The following is an 18,446-nucleotide window of genomic DNA, read 5'->3' on the forward strand; positions in this document are numbered from 1 at the left end:
AGGGTGGAGGCAGGCGAAACACCTTTGCGAAAGAATGCCATGCGGACCCATGCCCAAGCTGTCGTGATCGGAGGCGGCGTGATCGGCTGTTCGATCCTCTACCACCTGACCAAACTTGGATGGACCGATGTTGTCCTGCTGGAGCGCGATGAGCTGACCAGCGGCTCGACCTGGCACGCGGCGGCCAACATCCACGGTCTGCACGACAACAACAACATCACCCGCATCCAGAACTACACGATGGATCTCTATAATGCGCTGGAGGCGGAAACCGGGCAGAGCTGCGGGGTGTTCCAGCCCGGATCGCTCTATCTGGCCCAGACCGAGGCGCGCGAACACCAGCTGCGACTTCAGGCGGCGAAGGCGAAATACTACGACATGCCCTTTCGCGAAATCGACCGCGCCGAGGCGGAGGCGTTGCACCCGCTGGTGGATTTCGACGGCATCCGCTGCATCATGTTCGAAGAGAACGGCGGCAATGTCGATCCGTCCGGCGTGACCAATGCCTACGCCGCAGGGGCGCGCGCGGCGGGGGCCGAGATCATCCGCTTCTGCCCCGTGACGGGAACCGAACAGCAACGCGACGGCACTTGGATCGTGCGCACGGCCAAGGGCGATATCGCGACGCAATGGGTGGTCAACGCGGCAGGTCTGTGGGGCAGGGAAGTTGCGGCACTTGCGGGGATCACGCTGCCGCTGCAACCCACCGAACACCAGTATTTCGTGACCGAAACGATTGCCGAAATCGCGGGTCTCGATCGCAGGCTTCCCTCCGTGGCCGACCGCGACGGCGAATATTACCTGCGGCAGGAGGGCAAGGGCCTGCTGGTTGGCGCCTACGAGCGCGATGTGCGGCTCTGGGCCGAGGACGGCACGCCGCAGGGGTTCGGGCACGAGCTCTTTGCCGACGATCTGGAGCGGATCGAGGACAACATGATGCGTGCCATCGCGCGGGTGCCCGCCGTGGGAGCGGCAGGCATCAAGCGGGTGATCAACGGGCCGATGATCTGGTCGCCCGACAGCAATGTCCTGTTCGGTCCGGTGCCGGAGCTGCGCAACTATTTCTGCTGCAACGGGATCATCCCCGGCTTCTCGCAATCGGGCGGCATGGGGTTGCTGGCCGCCGACTGGATCGTGACCGGCGAAAGCCGCTATGACATGTTTGCCTGGGATCTGGCCCGGTTCGGCGATTGGGCCGATGCGGCCTTTACCAAGGCGCGGGTCAAGGACCAGTACGCGAACCGCTTCAAGATCCATTTCCCCGGTGAGGAACGCAGCGCCGGACGCCCCGCGCGGATGCGCCCCGCCTACAAGATGCAGCGCGATCTGGGCGCTGTCTTCGGCCTGAACGCAGGCTGGGAGCACCCGCTTTATTACGCCAGCGAGATCGGGACCGAGGACCAGACCCACGGCTTTACCCGCCAGCCGTGGTGGGACACTGTCGGGCGCGAGTGCCGGATGTTGCGCGAGAACGCGGGCATCATCGACATCTCCAATTTCGCGAAATACCGCTGTGCGGGGCAGGGGGCGGAAGCATGGCTGAATGCTGTCTTTGCCAACCGGATGCCGCGGGCGGTGGGGCGGTCCTGCCTGACGCCGCTCATCGGGGTGCGCGGCGGGATCGCGGGGGATTTCACGGTCACGCGACTGGCCGAGGATGAATTCTGGATCATCGGATCGGGGATGGCGGAACGCTACCACGCCCGGTTCTTCGCACAGGTGCCGCTGCCGGAGGGCACATCCTTCGAAAGCCGCACGCAGGCTTTCTGCGGGTTCAACATCGCAGGGCCAAAATCGCGCGATATGCTGCAAAGGCTCACCAATACCTCCCTTGCGAATGCGGATTTTCCGTTCATGCGGTCGGCGTGGATCGACATCGCGGGCATCCGGTGTCTGGCGCTACGGGTGTCCTTTACCGGTGATCTGGGCTGGGAGTTGCACTGCGCCGAAGCCGACCAGCCCGCGCTCCTCGCTGCGCTCCTCGCTGAGGCGGCGCACCACGGGGCGGGGTGCGTGGGCTCACGCGCGCTGATGTCGCTGCGGATCGAGAAAGGCTACGGTTCTTGGGGCCGTGAGTACAGCCCCGAATACTGGCCGCAGGAAGTGGGTCTGGACCGGCTGTGCAGGACCGAGAAGGAGTTCCTCAACAAGGCTGCCGTGACCGACACGCTGGCCCGGCCGGCGCGCGAGAGGCTGGTTTTGCTGGAACTCGATGCAGAGGACGTGGCCGCCTCGGGGGCCGACGCATCGGGAGGCGAGCCGATCTTTCTGGGCGGTCGCGGTGTGGGGCGCGTGACCTCGGGGGCCTACGGATATTCCGTGGGTAAATCGCTGGCGCTGGCGTTCCTGCACGATGTGGCCCAAGGGGAGCGGGTCGAGGTGATGGTGCTGGGCCAACCGCACCGCGCGCGGGTGATGGCCGCGCCGCCGTTCGACGCCGATGGCAGCCGGTTGCGCGGCTAGGCGGAGGCGCGGGGGCCAGCCCCCGATCTGCGCGAGACGCGCAGATCCCCCCCGGAGTTTAGCGGCAAAATGGAGAGCCTGTCAGAGCTTGCGGATCTTCAGCTCGGTGATGCGGTTGCCGACGCGTTCGGCGACTTCGAAACGAAAGCCGTGGAACAGGAACACCTGTCCCCGCGTCGGGATCATCTGCGCCTCGTGGATCACCAGACCGGCGACTGTATTGGCCTCGTCGTCGGGCAGGTTCCAGTCGTTCGCGCGGTTGATGTCGCGGATCGTCATGGCGCCTTCGACAAGGTAGTGGCCGTCTTCGGACTGCTTGATCTCGAGATCGCCATCGGGGTCGAATTCATCGGTGATCTCGCCCACGATCTCTTCGAGGATATCCTCGAGCGTGATCAGGCCCTGAAGCGATCCGTATTCGTCCACGACCAGCGCAAAATGGGTCCGGCGGTGCAGGAACTGGCGCATCTGTTCGTCCAGCGTCGAGGTTTCGGGCACGAAGTAGGGCTCCATCGCGACCTCGCGGATATCGAATTCCTTGAGTTTGGCCGCATCGCCGTCCGGGCCGCCGATCAGCTTGTACATCGCGCGCAGCAGATCCTTGGCGTGGATCACGCCGATGATGTTTTCCTGTTCGTCGCGGAAGACCGGCAGGCGGGTATGGTTCGAGCGCAGGCACTGGTCGAGGATATCCGCCGGATCGTCGTCGCAATTGATCATCTCGATGCCCGAGCGGTGGAGCATGATTTCCTCGACCGTGCGTTCGCGCAGATCCAGCGCGCCGAGGATCCTGTCGCGGTCCTCTTTTTCGACCACGCCTTCGGAGTGCCCCAGTTGCAGCGCACCGGCGATTTCCTCGCGGACGGCGAGGATGTTGCTGTCGGGGTCTACCGCGACGCCGAGCAGGCGCAGGATTCCGCGCACGAAAAAGCGCACGGCGCTCACGACCGGCGCGAAGACCAGCACGACGATGCTGATCGGTGCGGAAACCAGTGCCGCCGCGCGTTCGGCGTTGGTGATCGCGTAGGTTTTCGGCAGCACCTCGGCGAAGACGAGAACCAGAAGCGTCATCACCAGCGTCGCCAGTGCCACGCCGCTTTCCCCGAAGAGGCGCGTGAACAGCGCCGTGGCCAGCGACGCGGCAAGGATGTTCACAAGGTTGTTGCCCAGAAGCACCGAACCGATGAGCCGCTCGTTATCCTCGGTGATCTTTAGCGCCCGTTCCGCCCCCATGGATCCGCGATCGGCCTGCGTGCGCAATTTGCCGCGCGAGGCGGCGGTCAGCGCGGTCTCTGACCCCGAGAAGAAGCCGCTAAGGACGAGAAGCAGAAGAATGATGAGGCTGGAGATCCAGAATGCCGTGTCAGCCGTTGCCTGAGGCATATCCATGTGGGTAACCTTTTGTAGAGATGTGCGGGTAGTTATGGGGTCAACCCATAGGTCATTCAAGGAGCGAGCGCCATGAAACACAGCGATCTTGGGCGCCTGGAGGGCGATCTGCTGATCTTTGGCGGTCCCTATTCGAACCTTCAGGCCCTGACGGCCCTTCTGGCGCAGGCGAAGGAGATGGACATTCCGCCGGAGCGGATGATCTGCACCGGCGATATCGTGGCCTATTGCGGTGCGCCAGCCGAAACCGTCGCGGCGGTGCGCCAGCATGGCTGCACGGTGGTTGCGGGCAATTGCGAGCGCCAGCTTGCCGCGGGCGAGGACGACTGCGGTTGCGGGTTCGAGGAGGGCTCTGCCTGCGACCGGCTGAGCCAGTCCTGGTACGCCTTCGCGCGCGACAGGGTTCCGTCCGCCGACAGGTTGTGGATGGCGGGGCTGCCGGATGTGGTGAGTTTCCAGAGCGGGCAGAAGCGCTATGCGGTGATCCATGGCGGGGTGCCGGACGTGGCGCAGTTTATCTGGGAATGCGACGAGGATGCCGTGTTCGACACCGCGTGGGATGCCATCGAAGAGGCTGTCGGCCCCGTCGACGCGGTGATCGCGGGGCATTCGGGGCTGCCGTTTCTGCGCGTGACGCCGCGTGGATCGTGGATCAACGCCGGTGTGGTCGGCATGCCGCCGCACGACGGCGCGCCGCAAACGCGCTTTGCGGTGCTGGGTAATACCGGCATGCGGATCGAGCGGCTGGAATACGATGTCGACGGCGCTGTCAGCGATATGCGCAACGCGGGATTGCCCAGCGACTACGCCGACGCGCTGCGCAGCGGTTACTGGCCGTCCGAAGACGTGCTGCCCGCGACCTTGCGCGTGCCGGCCTCGGCCAGAGGGTGATGTTCCAGCACCAGTTCGGACAGGCGCGCCTCCAGAACGTGGGTGTAGATTTCCGTCGTGGCGACATCCGCATGGCCCAGCATGGTCTGGATCGCCCGAAGATCGGCGCCGCCCGCCAGCAGGTGGGTCGCAAAGGCATGGCGCAGCGTATGCGGGGTGACCTTGGTCGGCGGGACGCCCGCCGCCAGCGCGATTTCCTTGATCAGCATGTAGAACCGGTGCCGCGTCAGATGCCCGGCCTTGCCGCGCGACGGGAACAGAAACCGCGAGGCGGGCTGTTTGCGCGCCTGCGCGGCGGCGTCCTCGGCGTCGCGCAGCGACAGCCACGCGGCCAGCGCGTCGCGGGCATCCGGTGAGAGCGGCACCATCCGTTCCTTGCCGCCCTTACCGAGAATCAACAGCAGGCGCGGATCGCCCCGCGCGGCACTGACCGGAAGACCGACCAGTTCGCTGACCCGCATGCCGGTCGCGTAGAGAAGCTCCATGAGGCAGGTGTTGCGCACCCTCTCGTGGGTGCCGCGACCGGTCTCGCGCGCGGCGATCAGAAGGCGGTCCACTTCCTCGACCGACAGCACCTTGGGCAACCGCTTGTCCTGTCCCGGTCCGGAAATCTGGATCGCGGGGTTGTCGCTGCGCAGACCCTCCTCGAAGGCGAAACGATAGAGCTGCTTGATCGCCGAAAGCCGCCGTGCGCGGGTCGATTTTGCCAGCCCCTGCGCATCGCAATGCACGAGGTAGCGTTCGACATCTTCACGGGTTGCGGCGATGAAGTCGCGCGCCTGGCCCGCCAGCCAGCTGTCGAAATCCTTCAGATCGCGCCCGTAGGCCAGCAAGGTGTTGTTGGCTGCTCCGAGTTCGGCGGCCTGCGCTTCGAGAAACGCCGAGATCCAGGAGGACGGCGCCCGCACGGTCAGCGCTCCCGCTCGGTCAGCAGGATTTGCAGCGATGCGCGGCGGGCGGTGTCCTCCAGCCCCAGCGCGCGCAGCGTACCCAGCGCCTGCCGCAGCGCAAGGCTGTCGCCGCGCGCACCGGTGTGCAGCTGGTCGATGGCCCGCAGCAGCGCCTCGCCCAGACGTTTCTGGGCGGCCATCTCCATCAGTTCGGGATCGGCTTCGGGGGAGGAAAACGCATCGAAGATCGCGCGGGGCAGGGGATCACGCGGGGCGCTGACGGGCGTTTCGCCACGGGCCACGGCGGCGGCAAGGGTGAAGGGCATGTCGGCGGTATCGCTGATCTGGGGCCGCCGCGCGGCCAGCTCGTACTCCGGCGACAAAAGCCCCATGTGCAGCTGCACCCGCGACGCACGGTCGTCGAGTGCGAGGTCCGCCAGCCGTGGATAGAAGGCGCTGGAAAAGCTTACATCAAGACCCGCCTCGCGCATTGCGTCCCATGCGGGCGGCAGTGCCTCCGACACTTTTTCCGGCAGGCTGTCGTCCAGTGCCGCATCCAGCCGTTGCACCGCGCGCACCCTGTCCCAGATCCCGCCCGAGGCGGCCGGCTTGCGGTCCGTATAAAGGCCCAGCAGGCGGTTGTCGGGCAGGGCGCCGGCGCGGGTCAGACGCTCGGCCGCTTGGATCTGTGATTTCCAGCCTGTGATGTCGCGCAGATCGGCAACGGCAAAGGCACGCGGCAACGGCCCGGTGGGAAGGGATTCGCCGATCGTCTCGTAGAGCCGGAAGGTCAGCGGGTCGGGCTGGCGCGGCGCACGCAGCGGCGGCGCGTCCTCGAAGAGGTCCGGGTTCAGGAACCGGTCCAGCACGTTCAACTCGTCCACCGGCAACAGCGACAGCGCCTTGGCTGACCCGAAGGCGAGGGCGGCGTTGTCCCACGCCCCGTTGCGCGCGTCGCAGAAGATGCGCAGACCGATGTCCTGTGTCATGCGCGGATTGCGCGACAGCTCCCCGCAGGGCGTGTCCTCGGTGCCGACCAGCAGGCTGAGCTGTGCCCAAAGATCGAACAGCGCGGGCGCGCGCGCGGCGCCGCCCTGTTCCAGCAGCGAAAGCGCAGGATCAACGGCCCCGAGCGCCATCAGCTTCTGCGCCCGCGCCAGCGTCAGCGCGTCCTGCGCGTCAGCCTGCCCCTGCGGCGCGCTCGCCTCGGCAAGCAGCAGCGTGAACAGCAGCGCATTCGCGGCGGGCAGGTCGCTTTCGGGCAGATCGCCGATCAACTCGACCACATCAGCGACGTCGCTGCCGGACCACAGATCGGGCTTCATGCCCGTGACAGACGCGGGGACCAGCCCCACGGTCAGCGACGTGCGCGCATCGAGCGGTCGCACGATCACCTGCGGTGCGGTTCCGGTGGCGGCCACTGCGGGTTCGTCGGCGGTGCGGTTGCGGGGGCTGGTTTCGGGGGCGCGGGGAAGCTGCGCCAGCGGTTGCGGAGCATCCAGCCAGTCAATGACCGACAGCGGGCCGTCAATACGGTCCTGCGCGGACACCGCCAATGGCAGCATCGCGCCGAGCGCGCAGGCCAGCCAATGTGACGCGCGCACGGCCCTATTGCCCCTCAAGCGTGACCGGCACGCGGATTTCCGCCGGTGGCTGGGAGAAGCTGACCCCGAAATAGGGTGCGGCATACGCATAGGCCACAAGCGCGATGAATCCCAGAATGGCAAGGATTACCAAGAGCTTGAAGAGTTTTCCTAACATGCCTGCCCGCCTTTTCAGCCTATAATTAAGCAAACTATATATGGCCTTTTCGGCAAGATCACGTCATTCAGAGACCTATGAGCGAAATTGAGCACACTGCCGCACAAACGGGCGCGAAAACAAAGGCATTCCGTCTGAAAAAGACGGTTGCGCTGGTCGGTATGATGGGCGCGGGAAAAACCGCCGTGGGCCGGGCTGTCGCCGCCAAGATCGGTGTGCCGTTCCTCGACAGCGACGCCGAGATCGAGGCCGCGGCCAACCTGACCGTTCCGGAGATTTTCCAGCGTGACGGAGAGGCGTTCTTTCGCAAACGCGAGGCCGAGGTGATCCGGCGTCTGCTGGAGCACCACAGGGGGATCCTGTCGACCGGCGGGGGCGCCTATCTGGCCGAGGTCAACCGCAGCAACATCTCAGACAAGGGGGTCGCCGTCTGGCTGGACGCCGATCTGGATCTGCTCTGGACCCGTGTGCGCCACAAGGACTCGCGCCCGCTGCTGCGCACCGACAATCCCAAGCGTACCCTGTCGGAGATTTTCGCGGCCCGCACGCCCATCTACCGGCTGGCCGAACTGCGCGTGCCCTGCGAGGCAAAGATCAGCATCGAGGCGATGGCCGACCGTGTGATCGACACGCTGCTGATGCGGCCGGACGTTTTGGAGAGAACACATGACTGAGACCGTTTCGGTCGATCTGCCGGGACGCGCCTATGACGTTGTCATCGGCCAGGGGTTGCTGTCGCAGGCCGGAACCCGGATCGCGCCCTTGCTGCGCCGTCCACGTGTGGCGATCATCAGCGACGAAACCGTTGCGGCACTGCACCTCGACGCGCTTCAGGCGGGCCTGAACGCTTCGGGCATCACGTCCGAGTGCCTGACACTGGCCCCCGGCGAAGGGACGAAGAACTGGCAGGCGCTCCAGACCTGTGTCGAATGGCTGCTCGATCAGCGGGTTGAGCGGGGCGACATCGTGATTGCCCTCGGCGGTGGGGTGATCGGCGATCTGGTCGGATTTGCCGCCGCGGTGCTGCGGCGCGGGGTCCGGTTCGTGCAGATACCGACGTCTTTGCTGGCGCAGGTCGACAGTTCGGTCGGGGGCAAGACCGGCATCAACACCCGTCATGGTAAAAATCTGGTGGGGGCGTTCCACCAGCCATCGCTGGTGCTGGCCGATATCGACGTGCTGGCCACGCTGACGCCACGGGACTTTCTGGCGGGCTACGGCGAAGTGGTGAAATACGGCCTGCTGGGGGACGCCGCGTTTTTCGACTGGCTCGAGCAGAACGGCCCCGCGCTGGCTGCGGGCGACGCGCAGGCGCGTGTGGCGGCTGTGCGCCGCTCGGTCGAGATGAAAGCCGAGATCGTGGTGCGGGACGAGACCGAGCAGGGGGATCGCGCCCTGCTGAACCTCGGCCACACGTTCTGTCATGCGTTCGAGGCCGCGACCGGTTACTCGGACCGGTTGCTGCACGGCGAAGGCGTGGCCATCGGCTGCGCGCTGGCCTTTGATCTCTCGGCGCGCCTTGGCCTGTGCGCGCAGGAGGACCCGAGCCGCGTGCGCGCGCACCTGCGCGCGATGGGGATGAAGACGGACCCCACGGACATCGACGGTGATCTGCCGGATGCCGAGGCGCTTCTCGATCTCATGGGGCAGGACAAGAAGGTGGTCGAAGGCCAGCTTCGCTTCATCCTTGCGCGCGGCATCGGGGATGCGTTCGTCACGGCGGATGTCCCGCGTGAGACGGTGCTCGATGTGCTGCGCGATGCGCTGGCCTGACCGGGCCGCGCGTCAGCTGTCGAAATCGACGCCGTAGGCGCGGCAGTACCAGATGAACAGCGGCACTTCGATGACAATGCCGGTGACCAGCGTATAGAGCCACCACGGCAAGGCCAGCCCGAAGAGGGAAAAGCCGATGCCGCTTCCCGCGTAGACCACGCCGATGACGACCAGCAATGCCACCGTCACCGCGCTGTCAACCACCACAAGCCGTTTCAGCGAGGTCAGCGACAGCGCGGGGTAAAGCAGCGTGTAGGCGGCGCAAATCGACGCCCACACCACCAGCAAGACTTTCAATTCAGGGCCCAAGGCGCTGATCAGAAGGGGATTTCGTCGTCAAGGTCGCGTGCCCCGCCGCCGCCCGAACTGCCGCCCGACCCGGAGCCCTGGCCACCGCCGTAACCGCCGCCGTCATATCCGCCGCCGCGATCCTCGTAGCCACCGCCGGAACCACCGGCACCGCCACCGCCGCCCGCAGGGCCGTCGCGCCCGTCGAGCATGGTCAGCGTGCCGCCGTAGCCCTGAAGGACCACTTCGGTCGTATAGCGGTCCGCGCCGGACTGGTCCTGCCATTTGCGTGTCTGCAACTGGCCTTCGATATACACTTTGGATCCTTTGCGCAGATACTGCTCCGCAATGCGCACCAGACCTTCCTGAAAGATCGCGACCGAGTGCCACTCGGTCTTCTCGCGGCGCTCTCCGGTGTTGCGGTCTTTCCACGTCTCGGAGGTGGCGATGCGCAGGTTGCACACCTTGCCGCCGTTCTGGAAACTGCGCACCTCGGGGTCGCGGCCCAGATTGCCGATGAGAATTACTTTGTTGACGGAGCCTGCCATGCTGCTCTCCCTTTGGTCTCGCGTGATCCTGGGGCGGGCGACCGGATCGAATCCGCCCGCCGCCGGTTTCACCCGTTATACCGTGAACCATGGCCAGAACCACCGGCTTTTGTCCCCAAATCGGGGGAGCGCGGCAGGGGCATTCAGGGATGGCATTCGACCATCGCTGCGGTATAGTGCCCCGCAACGACGACCGCGTCAGGGGGCAGAATGCGCAAGGCGATGACAGGTTTTCTGGTTGGGGCGATGGTGCTCGGCGGACCGGCTTCGGCCGACATCTTCTCGTCCAAGAACCGTGCCAAGCTCTTCGCGTCGCAGACCAAGATCCTCGATAGCCGCGCGTCCAAGCAATATAACAACTCCGTTCGTCTGCAACCGCCGAAGGTCGTGACCCCCACGAAATGGGGCGACGGGGCCGGGGTTCAGAAATACCGCGGGCGCTACAAGGGGCCATTCCTGGCCGTTGCGCGCACCGCGGCCCGCAAGCACGGCATTCCCGAGGATCTCTTCTTGCGCCTTGTCCAGCAGGAAAGCGGCTGGAACCCTTCCGCACGGTCGCACAAGGGCGCTTTGGGTCTGGCGCAGCTTATGCCCGAAACCGCGAGAACACTGCGCGTCGATCCCGGTGATCCCGCGCAGAACCTCGAAGGCGGGGCGCGGTACCTGCGCCAGCAGTACAACACCTTTGGAACCTGGCGGCTGGCGCTTGCCGCCTATAACGCGGGGCCCGGTGCGGTGAAGAAATACGGCGGCATTCCCCCGTACCGCGAGACGAAAAACTACGTAAAGATCATCGCAGGACAGTGAATTCGGTCATTTTCGACGCCGCTTCTGCAAGGTGACGCAGCGTTAACCTTACGTAAGCCAATTGTAGGCAAAATCTCTAACGATCTGTTTTACCTGCCTTTATCCTGTGCCGTTGAAAACCCGGTCCGGATCGCCTCATTCACAACCATCAGTCGCCCCAATCTGGCCTTGATCGGGGGCAATATTCGTCCTCGTACCAGTACTGAGGACCGTCAACATGAGTCGCGACGCATTCAACGAACGGATTGCCCGCATCCACAACCGCAGCGGCAACAGCTCTGCGCATATGGCTCAGGGTGACGGAACAGCGACCTCCATGTACAGCTCCCCGGTTCTGGACACGGCGCCAACGGCGCGCCGGTACTACAAGACGGTTCTGATGGGGCTCGTGCTGGGCATGATCATCGGCACGGTTGCCGCGGGTCTGGAAAATGCCGCAATGCCGTGGGGACCGGGCTGGGAATACAACGGCTATGTGACCATCGCGGCTGTCATCGGCCTCTGTGCAGGTCCGGTCATGGCAATTGCGGCCTCCACGATGCGCCGCCGCTTGCCGGGCTTTTTCTTCTTCAGCGCAGCCTATTTCCCCGCTGTTGTCGGCTCCGCACTGATCGATCTGCCGCTCTTCTGATCCCGCCGGACCATCGCGCCACCCGAAAAACAGGGCAGCTTGTTAGAGCTGCCCGTTTTCGTTTTCAAAACCGGCGCAGCGGCTACTCCGCCGCAACCCCTTCCGTCTCGATCACGGGCTCCATCCCGTCGAACTCTTCCTGCGACAGGTGGCATTTCACCTGATGACCGTCGGCCATCTTCCGCATCGGCGGGACCTCGGTCTCGCACAGGTTTCCCGGAACCTTCGATTTCCAGCCACAGCGCGTCTGGAACGGACAGCCGGACGGCGGGTTCATCGCGGAAGGAATCTCGCCCTCCAGCACGATGCTTTTCTTCTTCACCCGCGTGTCCGCGATCGGCACCGCCGACAACAATGCCTCCGTATAAGGGTGGTAGGGCGGAGAGAAGACCTGCTGCGTTGTTCCCAGTTCGACAACATGGCCCAGATACATCACCATGACGCGGTCCGCGAGATAGCGCACGATCGACAGATCGTGGCTGATGAACAGAAGCGTGGTCTTCTGCTCGCGCTGGATCTCCATCAGCAGATCGGTGACCGCCGCCTGCACCGACACGTCCAGCGCCGATGTCGGCTCATCCGCGACAACGATGCGCGCATCGCCCGCAAAGGCGCGGGCAACGCCGACGCGCTGCTTCTGGCCCCCTGACAACTGCCGCGGCATCCGGGTCGCGAATTCGCGGGGCAGTTTCACCAGATCCAGAAGCTCCAGCATCCGCTGCCAGCGCTCCTTCTCGTTCTTGCCGATCTGAAAGATCTCCAGCGCCCGCACGATCTGGCGGCCCACCGACATCGACGGGTTGAGCGTATCGAACGGGTTCTGGAAGATCATCTGCACGTCGGCGACGTTCTGCGTCGTGCGTTTCTCGATGGGCACATCACCGATGCTCTTGTTGTCGAGCAGGATCTGCCCGTCCGTCGCCGTCTCGAGCCCCATCAGCACCTTCGCGAAAGTGGATTTGCCGCAGCCGGATTCGCCGACGATGGCCAGCGTCTCGCTCTCACGGGCCTCGAAACTCAGCGTCTCGTTTGCTTTCACCACCTTGGTCTGGCCGCCGCCGAAGAGGGCGTTCGCCGCGACCTGATAGTATTTCTTGAGATCCTGCATCTTCAGGATCACATCGCCAACCTCGCCCTTCTGCTTGACGATCGCATCCTCGGGGGGCGCGTTCCAGTCGATCTCGTCGAATTTCACACAGCGGGTGGCGTGGCGTTCATTGCCGGGCACGTCGAGCATCGGAATGGTGCCGCGGTCGCAGCGCCCGGCCTCGAAGTAGTTGCAGCGCGGGCCGAAATTGCACCCGTCGGGCCGCTCGTGCGGCAAGGGAAAGTTGCCGGGGATCGCAACCAGCGGCCGGGCGTTCTTGTCCGCGCCGGGCAGGGGGATCGACCGGAACAGGGCCTGCGTATAGGGGTGCTGCATCTCGTCGAAGACATCGGCGATGGAGCCGCGCTCGACCGCCTCGCCGGAATACATCACGCAGATCCGGTCGCAGGTCTCCAGCACCAGCCCCAGGTTATGCGAGATGAACAGCATCGAGGTGCCGTATTTCTTGCCCAGATCCTTGACCAGTTCGACAACCGCCGCCTCGACAGTCACGTCGAGCGCCGTTGTCGGCTCGTCGAGGATCAAAAGCGACGGCTCGCTCATCAGCGCCATGGCAATCACGATGCGCTGCTGCTGGCCGCCGGACAGCTGGTGCGGATAGGCCTGAAGGATCCGCTTGGGATCGGGCAGTTTCACATCCGTCACCACCTGAAGCGCCCGCTCGTAGGCTTCCTTTTCCGACATCCCCGCGTGGATCATCGGCACTTCCATCAGCTGCTTGCCGATCCGCATCGCGGGGTTCAGCGATGCCATCGGCTCCTGATAGATCATCGCGATCTCGCTGCCGCGGATATCGCGCAGCTCCTCGTCGCTCATCTCGGCCAGATCGCGGCCCTTGAACTTGATCGATCCGCCCACGATGCGACCGTTCTTGCCCAGATCCTGCATCACGCCCAGCGCGACGGTGGATTTGCCGCAGCCGGATTCCCCGACGAGACCAACCGCTTCACCCGGCTGCACGGCTACCGAAAAATCCATTACCGCGGGAATTTCCCGCAGCCGCGTGAAGAAAGAAATCGACAGCTTGTCGATCTCCAGAATGGGCCCGTCATAGTCACGTTTCGCCATGGTCTTCTCACTCCTCAGATCGCGCACAGGTCCCGATCTTCTCTATTTTGCCCGAAAACTCCGGGGAGCCCGAGGGGCTGGCCCCTCGGTCCCGTCCTCTCGGTCAGTCCCTCAGGCTTTCTTCACGCAGACCGTCCGCCAGCAGGTTCAGCCCCAGCACCAGCGTCAGAAGCGACACCGCGGGGGCAATCGCCGCATGGGGATAGATCGACAACAGCCGTCGGCCCGCGTTGATCGTTGTCCCCCAGTCGGGGCTTTCCGACGCAAGGCCAAGGCCGAAGAAGCCCAGTGTTCCCAGCAGGATGGTCGTATAGCCGATGCGCAGACAGAAATCGACGATCAGCGGCCCGCGCGCGTTGGGCAGGATTTCCCACAGCATGATGTACCACGGACCCTCACCGCGGGTCTGCGCCGCGGCGACGTAGTCGCGGGTCTTGATGTCCATGGCAAGGCCCCGCACGATCCGGAAAACCGTGGGCGCGTTCACGAAAACGACGGAGACGAAAACCACCAGCAGGTTGGGGTCTATGTCAAACCCGTCGAGCCAGCGCGGCAAGCCCGGAATGACGTAGGTCGGCGTCGCCACGACCGCGCCATCGGTGCTCACCAGCGACAGGTACAGCCACGCGCCCACCCCCAGCACGACAATCAGCAGCGGTGTGCGGAAGGTCGGCTGCGTGTAGTAGCGCGAATTCAGCAGGATCGCGAGAAAGATCAGCGGAAAGACGAAGAGGAACAGCGCCATGTAGTTGGGGATGCCGGTCAGCACGATCTCCGGTGTCACCAGCAGGTAGAACAGCAAGATCACCGGAAAGGCGAGGATCAGGTTCGCCAGAAACGACAGGAACGTGTCGAGCTTGCCACCGTAATAGCCCGCAGGCAGCCCCAGTGTGATCCCCACCATGAAGGCAAAGAGCGTGGCGAATGGCGCGATCTTGACCACCACCCAGGCACCGTCGAACAGGCGGCTGAACACGTCGCGGGCAAGGTTGTCCCCGCCCAGCAGGAACCACTGGTACGCGCCTTCCTCGGCACCGCGCAGCGGCGTGCCCGGGGCTTCGTTTTTCATGCCCGAATACTGGCTCAGCGTGTCGTGCGTGGTGACCCAGTCCATGACCCCGCCGAAGAAGCCTGCATAGACCCAGAACATCACCAGCCCGAAGCCGATCATCCCCACGGTACTGTCGAAAAGCTTGCCATAAAGTCCCAGCTTGCGCTTGTAGGCGATCGAGGCGCCGAAGGTGACGACCAGCGCGATCCAGACCGACAGCAATTGCCGGCTCATTCCGCCGATGATCCCCGCCGTGGGGCCCATCAGCACACCGCCGACGATATAGACCAACACGATGAGGACGGTGGCGTAGAAGCTCCATTCCACCACCATGCCCACCAGCCCGCTCGCGCCCTTGTCGGCGGACAGTGACCCGTCCGCATAGACCGACCGCCCCCCGGACCTGGTCGCGATGCTGAGAAGTATCTGCACCACGCTTGCGATCACCAGTATGGCGACGGAGAGGGCGAGAAACAGGTTCAGCGGTGTGAGTGCGCCGGTCCATGTCAGTTGTTCCATGATCCTGTTCCTCCCTTACGAAATGCGAATGCGCGGATTGAGGAAAATATAGCCGATATCCGAGATCAGCTGCGTCATGAGCACGACGAACACTGATACGACCGAGACGGCCAGCAGCAGTTCGATATCGTTGTTGCCCGCCGCCTGCACCAATACCCAGCCAAAGCCTTTGTAGTTGAACAGCGTCTCGACGATGACAACACCGTTCAGCAACCACGGGATCTGCAACATGATGACGGTGAAGGGCGCGATCAGCGCGTTGCGCAGCGCGTGTTTGACAACGATATTGCCAAAGCTGACGCCTTTCAGGCGCGCTGTGCGGATATATTGCGCGGTCATCACCTCGGTCATCGAGGCCCGCGTCATCCGCGCGATATAGCCCATTCCGTAGAGCGATATGGTCAGCACCGGCAGGAAGAAGTTCTCGAAGGTGGCGTTTTCCATGGCGGTGGTGGCCGAGCCCTTGAACCATTTCAGCCCGAATGCAGAGGACGCAAATACCGCGATAAAGATCACGCCCGAGACATATTCCGGCGTCGCCGTCGTGGTGATCGACACCGTGGACAACGACCGGTCGAGCTTGGATCCCTCCTTCATGCCGGCAAGAACCCCGATGATCAGCGCCATGGGCACCATCAGCAGCAACACGCAGCCCATCAGCTTGCCGGTCAGCGCAAGACGGGTGGCCACGATTGTTCCGACCTCGTCCTTGAAGACGGTCGAATATCCCCAGTCGCCCTGCAAGACGCCGCAGAAGGTATCACGCTCCTCGGGCGGCGTGCCCTCGGGAAAGCAGCGCCCGAAAACCGCGCCGTCTTCGGTTTCCGTCACCCATCCCGGCGCCACACCCAGCCATTGGGCGAACTTCAGCGGCAGCGGGTCAAGATAGCCGCGATTGCCCAGATAGGATTCGACCGCCTCGTCGCTCATCCGGAAGTTGCCCTGCGTCTTGGCAAGCTTTTCGAGGTTCGGATAGAGGTTCGTCAGCCAGAACACGATGAACGTCAGGCACAGGGCCGTCAGCAACATCACGCCCAGACGTCTGAGAATGAATAGTCCCATGGATATCGGCCCCCGTTGGTGGCGTCCGGTGGGTTGGCCCCCCGGTGTGCGGACAGGCGTCCGCGCTTTTGTTGAAAATCACTGCCGCCGCCCCGTGGCGCGACCGGCGCGAAGATGCCTCCGCGTCTAAGTCTGTTCCCCCTGTGGTCCGGGTGTCCGGATCTTATCGTTTCAAGGATCTCGCCGCTGCCGCGCGGACCCGTTGCCCCAATGAGGCACGATAGGGGCATGGGCGTCAACGTCCTGTTTGCGACATCGAGTGCTAAAAACGACAGGGGTCGTCCAAAACCGGGTGGTCAGGCGGAGCGGACGCGGGCGTGCGGGGCAGCCGCTGCGGCACCGGCACCGGGTCTGAGGTGATCGGGGCTCTTGCCGGTGTGCTGCTGGATGAACCGGGCGAAATAGGCATCGCTTTCAAAGCCGAGATGCGTCGCGATGTTGCGCGCGGATTGGGCCGAGGTCTCAAGCATGACCCTCGCGGCGTGAACCAGCCGTTCCGCCAGAAGGTCGGCGGGGCTGCGGCCTGTTGCGGTCTGCACAGCCTGTGTCAGCTGCGTCGCGCTCACGTTCAGCCGCGCGGCATAGTCGGGCACGCTGGCACCGCTGGCAAAGTCGCGGGCCAGTGCCTGGCAATATCGGGCCGATAGCGCCTCTGCGTCGGTGGGTGTCGAGCGGGCGCTCTGTTCGAGCGCGATCTGGCGGCGCAGCCAGACGGACATTAGCGCCACATGCGCCTCCATTGCATCCTCGAAGAGCGGCCGTTTCATCGCCTGTTCGCGCTGCGCGGTTTCGATGAGGGCGGTCAGTTCCCCCTGTGCATCGCCGTCGCGCACGCGCAGCTGCCACGGATCGGTGGGCAGGCGCAGCGAGCTGCTGGGCGGGATCAGCACCGCCTGACCGAATCCCTGCCGCCCCAGATCGAGCGAAAACAGCGACCGCGCGGGCAGCAAGATCGCGTTGTGAACCCCGACGCCGCGCAGGCGTCCGTTGAGCAAAAGACGCCCCTGGCCGCGGGTGATCCACAAAAGCGTGTGTTGCGGACGGTCGTGGACCATGCGCAATCGCCACTCCTGACCACCGCTGAGACCTGCAAGGCTGAGTATGCGGATACCGTGATCCCCCATGTGCGGAACTCCTGAATCTGCCGGTCGATAGCTACAACCATAAAGGGATCTATGGATTCGGAAAGCGGCGTTTCTAAGGACGCGGAATCATGCCGGAAGGTCGATCTGCCTCCAACTCGCCATTTTGTTGCGCACCCATGTGCGCTGGCGTTTGGCGTAGCGGCGCGTGGCGATCACGGCCTGCGCGCGGGCCTCCTCCAGCGTGATCCGGCCAAGGTGATGCTGCATCAGTTCGGGCACGCCGATGGCGCGGTGCGCGGGAAGTGCGGGGTCGTACTGCGCCGCCTGTGCCGCGATTTCGTCGAGGGCGCCGGCCGCGATCATCGCGTCGAAGCGCCGCTCGATACGGTCGTTCAGCCACGCGCGCTCCACCCGCAAGGCGATCTGCGTGGCCGCCCCCGGCGGCAGCAGCGGCGCGCCCGTGGTGTCCTGCCACGCGGCGAGCCCTTTGCCGGTGGCTGTCTGCACCTCCCACGCGCGCTGCACGCGGGCACGGTTGGCGCAATCGATGCGGTCTTGTGTGTCGGCGTCCAGATCGGCGAGCATCGCCTCGCGGGTCAACCCGTCGCCACGCTCGCGCACGTCTGCGGGTGTCGCGGGGATCTCGGCCAGCCCGTCGGTGAGTGCCGCAAAATAGAGGCCGGTGCCGCCGACGATGATCGGACGCCGATCGCCCTGCAGCAGCGGTGCGACCTCGCGCAGCCAGTGACCGGCGGAATAGGGCGCATCGAAGGGCACATGACCGTAGAGAAGGTGGGGCGCGCGGGCCTCTTCCTCGGCGGAGGGGCGCGCGGTGACCACACGCCAGCACTCATAGACCTGGCTTGCGTCGGCGTTCACGATCACACCGCCCTGCGTTTGCGCGATGGCCAGCGCCAGCGCCGATTTGCCCGATGCCGTGGGCCCCGCGATCAGAACCGGGCGCTTCGGGTCGATATCCGCTAGCAGGGCGTTGAAAACCGCATCCGACATTTCTCGCCGCTCTCCCTCGCGCTGCATTGAACCTCGGCGCTGTTTGCGACATTTTGGGCCACGGCGAAAGCCTCAGAAAATAACGCTCCCCGAAAGGTGCC

General features: G+C 64.5%; 17 protein-coding genes. 6 read left to right on the forward strand and 11 right to left on the reverse strand.

Annotated elements, in window-relative coordinates:
* The first annotated feature begins 39 nt into the window (after positions 1–39).
* On the forward strand, positions 40–2,463 hold the full coding sequence (locus ABMC89_RS03270) for a GcvT family protein (RefSeq protein ID WP_349565146.1): 2,424 nt from the start codon (positions 40–42) through the stop codon (positions 2,461–2,463).
* Between the two features lie 81 nt (positions 2,464–2,544).
* Here ABMC89_RS03270 and ABMC89_RS03275 read toward each other — a convergent pair whose 3' ends face one another.
* Positions 2,545–3,852, reverse strand: coding sequence for an HlyC/CorC family transporter (locus tag ABMC89_RS03275; protein ID WP_349565148.1), 1,308 nt, complete (start codon positions 3,850–3,852; stop codon positions 2,545–2,547).
* 72 nt (positions 3,853–3,924) lie between these two features.
* On the opposite strand from ABMC89_RS03275, the gene ABMC89_RS03280 reads away from it, so the two are divergent.
* Positions 3,925–4,743, forward strand: coding sequence for a metallophosphoesterase family protein (locus ABMC89_RS03280; protein WP_349565150.1), 819 nt, complete (start codon positions 3,925–3,927; stop codon positions 4,741–4,743).
* Here the strand turns inward: ABMC89_RS03280 and ABMC89_RS03285 are convergent.
* The 3 genes from ABMC89_RS03285 to ABMC89_RS03295 are packed head-to-tail and all read right to left on the reverse strand — an operon-like array spanning position 4,680 to position 7,394.
* On the reverse strand, positions 4,680–5,651 hold the full coding sequence (locus tag ABMC89_RS03285; protein WP_349565152.1) for a site-specific tyrosine recombinase XerD: 972 nt from the start codon (positions 5,649–5,651) through the stop codon (positions 4,680–4,682). The two genes, ABMC89_RS03280 and ABMC89_RS03285, sit on opposite strands and share 64 nt — an antisense overlap.
* A 2-nt stretch (positions 5,652–5,653) precedes the next feature.
* A complete protein-coding gene (locus ABMC89_RS03290) occupies positions 5,654–7,237 on the reverse strand; it encodes a hypothetical protein (protein WP_349565154.1) in 1,584 nt (527 codons plus the stop codon).
* Positions 7,238–7,241: 4 nt separating this feature from the next.
* Positions 7,242–7,394, reverse strand: a complete 153-nt coding sequence (locus ABMC89_RS03295; protein WP_349565156.1) for a hypothetical protein — start codon at positions 7,392–7,394, stop codon at positions 7,242–7,244.
* Between the two features lie 77 nt (positions 7,395–7,471).
* Between ABMC89_RS03295 and ABMC89_RS03300 the strand changes: the two genes are divergently transcribed.
* A complete protein-coding gene (locus ABMC89_RS03300) occupies positions 7,472–8,068 on the forward strand; it encodes a shikimate kinase (protein WP_349565158.1) in 597 nt (198 codons plus the stop codon).
* Positions 8,061–9,167: a 3-dehydroquinate synthase gene (aroB, locus tag ABMC89_RS03305; protein WP_349565160.1), complete on the forward strand. Its 1,107-nt coding sequence runs from the start codon at positions 8,061–8,063 to the stop codon at positions 9,165–9,167. The genes ABMC89_RS03300 and aroB overlap by 8 nt, the downstream gene beginning before the upstream one ends.
* Positions 9,168–9,179: 12 nt before the next feature.
* Here aroB and ABMC89_RS03310 read toward each other — a convergent pair whose 3' ends face one another.
* Together ABMC89_RS03310 and ssb are read right to left on the reverse strand one after the other, a co-directional pair.
* Complete coding sequence (locus tag ABMC89_RS03310) at positions 9,180–9,446, reverse strand: hypothetical protein (RefSeq protein ID WP_349565162.1); 267 nt, start codon at positions 9,444–9,446, stop codon at positions 9,180–9,182.
* Between the two features lie 38 nt (positions 9,447–9,484).
* Positions 9,485–10,003, reverse strand: coding sequence for a single-stranded DNA-binding protein (gene ssb / locus ABMC89_RS03315; protein ID WP_349565164.1), 519 nt, complete (start codon positions 10,001–10,003; stop codon positions 9,485–9,487).
* Positions 10,004–10,213: 210 nt separating this feature from the next.
* On the opposite strand from ssb, the gene ABMC89_RS03320 reads away from it, so the two are divergent.
* Both ABMC89_RS03320 and ABMC89_RS03325 read left to right on the forward strand, forming a co-directional pair.
* Positions 10,214–10,810, forward strand: a complete 597-nt coding sequence (locus tag ABMC89_RS03320; RefSeq protein ID WP_349565166.1) for a lytic transglycosylase domain-containing protein — start codon at positions 10,214–10,216, stop codon at positions 10,808–10,810.
* Between the two features lie 217 nt (positions 10,811–11,027).
* Complete coding sequence (locus ABMC89_RS03325; RefSeq protein WP_349565168.1) at positions 11,028–11,441, forward strand: hypothetical protein; 414 nt, start codon at positions 11,028–11,030, stop codon at positions 11,439–11,441.
* Between the two features lie 82 nt (positions 11,442–11,523).
* Here ABMC89_RS03325 and ABMC89_RS03330 read toward each other — a convergent pair whose 3' ends face one another.
* The 5 genes from ABMC89_RS03330 to miaA all read right to left on the reverse strand — a co-directional run bounded on the left by ABMC89_RS03330 (position 11,524) and on the right by miaA (position 18,345).
* Positions 11,524–13,617, reverse strand: a complete 2,094-nt coding sequence (locus tag ABMC89_RS03330) for a dipeptide ABC transporter ATP-binding protein (RefSeq protein WP_349565170.1) — start codon at positions 13,615–13,617, stop codon at positions 11,524–11,526.
* A 103-nt stretch (positions 13,618–13,720) separates the two neighbouring features.
* Entirely contained in the window at positions 13,721–15,187 is a 1,467-nt protein-coding gene (locus tag ABMC89_RS03335) for an ABC transporter permease (RefSeq protein WP_349565172.1), read from the reverse strand.
* 15 nt (positions 15,188–15,202) lie between these two features.
* The gene (locus ABMC89_RS03340; RefSeq protein ID WP_349565174.1) at positions 15,203–16,249 is read right to left on the reverse strand and encodes an ABC transporter permease; all 1,047 of its coding nucleotides are present in this window, start codon (positions 16,247–16,249) and stop codon (positions 15,203–15,205) included.
* 296 nt (positions 16,250–16,545) lie between these two features.
* The gene (locus ABMC89_RS03345) at positions 16,546–17,373 is read right to left on the reverse strand and encodes an AraC family transcriptional regulator (protein WP_349565176.1); all 828 of its coding nucleotides are present in this window, start codon (positions 17,371–17,373) and stop codon (positions 16,546–16,548) included.
* An 87-nt stretch (positions 17,374–17,460) separates the two neighbouring features.
* Positions 17,461–18,345: a tRNA (adenosine(37)-N6)-dimethylallyltransferase MiaA gene (miaA, locus tag ABMC89_RS03350; protein ID WP_349565178.1), complete on the reverse strand. Its 885-nt coding sequence runs from the start codon at positions 18,343–18,345 to the stop codon at positions 17,461–17,463.
* Positions 18,346–18,446: the final 101 nt, after the last annotated feature.

This window comes from Sulfitobacter sp. HNIBRBA3233, assembly GCF_040149665.1.
Lineage (GTDB): Bacteria > Pseudomonadota > Alphaproteobacteria > Rhodobacterales > Rhodobacteraceae > Sulfitobacter > Sulfitobacter marinivivus.

Coding starts and splice junctions, on each gene's coding strand:
- ABMC89_RS03270 (WP_349565146.1), top strand. CDS start 40: ATGCGGACCCATGCCCAAGCTGTCGTGATCGGAGGCGGCGTGATCGGC.
- ABMC89_RS03275 (WP_349565148.1), bottom strand. CDS start 3,852: ATGGATATGCCTCAGGCAACGGCTGACACGGCATTCTGGATCTCCAGC.
- ABMC89_RS03280 (WP_349565150.1), top strand. CDS start 3,925: ATGAAACACAGCGATCTTGGGCGCCTGGAGGGCGATCTGCTGATCTTT.
- ABMC89_RS03295 (WP_349565156.1), bottom strand. CDS start 7,394: ATGTTAGGAAAACTCTTCAAGCTCTTGGTAATCCTTGCCATTCTGGGA.
- ABMC89_RS03300 (WP_349565158.1), top strand. CDS start 7,472: ATGAGCGAAATTGAGCACACTGCCGCACAAACGGGCGCGAAAACAAAG.
- aroB (WP_349565160.1), top strand. CDS start 8,061: ATGACTGAGACCGTTTCGGTCGATCTGCCGGGACGCGCCTATGACGTT.
- ssb (WP_349565164.1), bottom strand. CDS start 10,003: ATGGCAGGCTCCGTCAACAAAGTAATTCTCATCGGCAATCTGGGCCGC.
- ABMC89_RS03320 (WP_349565166.1), top strand. CDS start 10,214: ATGCGCAAGGCGATGACAGGTTTTCTGGTTGGGGCGATGGTGCTCGGC.
- ABMC89_RS03325 (WP_349565168.1), top strand. CDS start 11,028: ATGAGTCGCGACGCATTCAACGAACGGATTGCCCGCATCCACAACCGC.
- ABMC89_RS03330 (WP_349565170.1), bottom strand. CDS start 13,617: ATGGCGAAACGTGACTATGACGGGCCCATTCTGGAGATCGACAAGCTG.
- ABMC89_RS03335 (WP_349565172.1), bottom strand. CDS start 15,187: ATGGAACAACTGACATGGACCGGCGCACTCACACCGCTGAACCTGTTT.
- ABMC89_RS03340 (WP_349565174.1), bottom strand. CDS start 16,249: ATGGGACTATTCATTCTCAGACGTCTGGGCGTGATGTTGCTGACGGCC.
- ABMC89_RS03345 (WP_349565176.1), bottom strand. CDS start 17,373: ATGGGGGATCACGGTATCCGCATACTCAGCCTTGCAGGTCTCAGCGGT.
- miaA (WP_349565178.1), bottom strand. CDS start 18,345: ATGTCGGATGCGGTTTTCAACGCCCTGCTAGCGGATATCGACCCGAAG.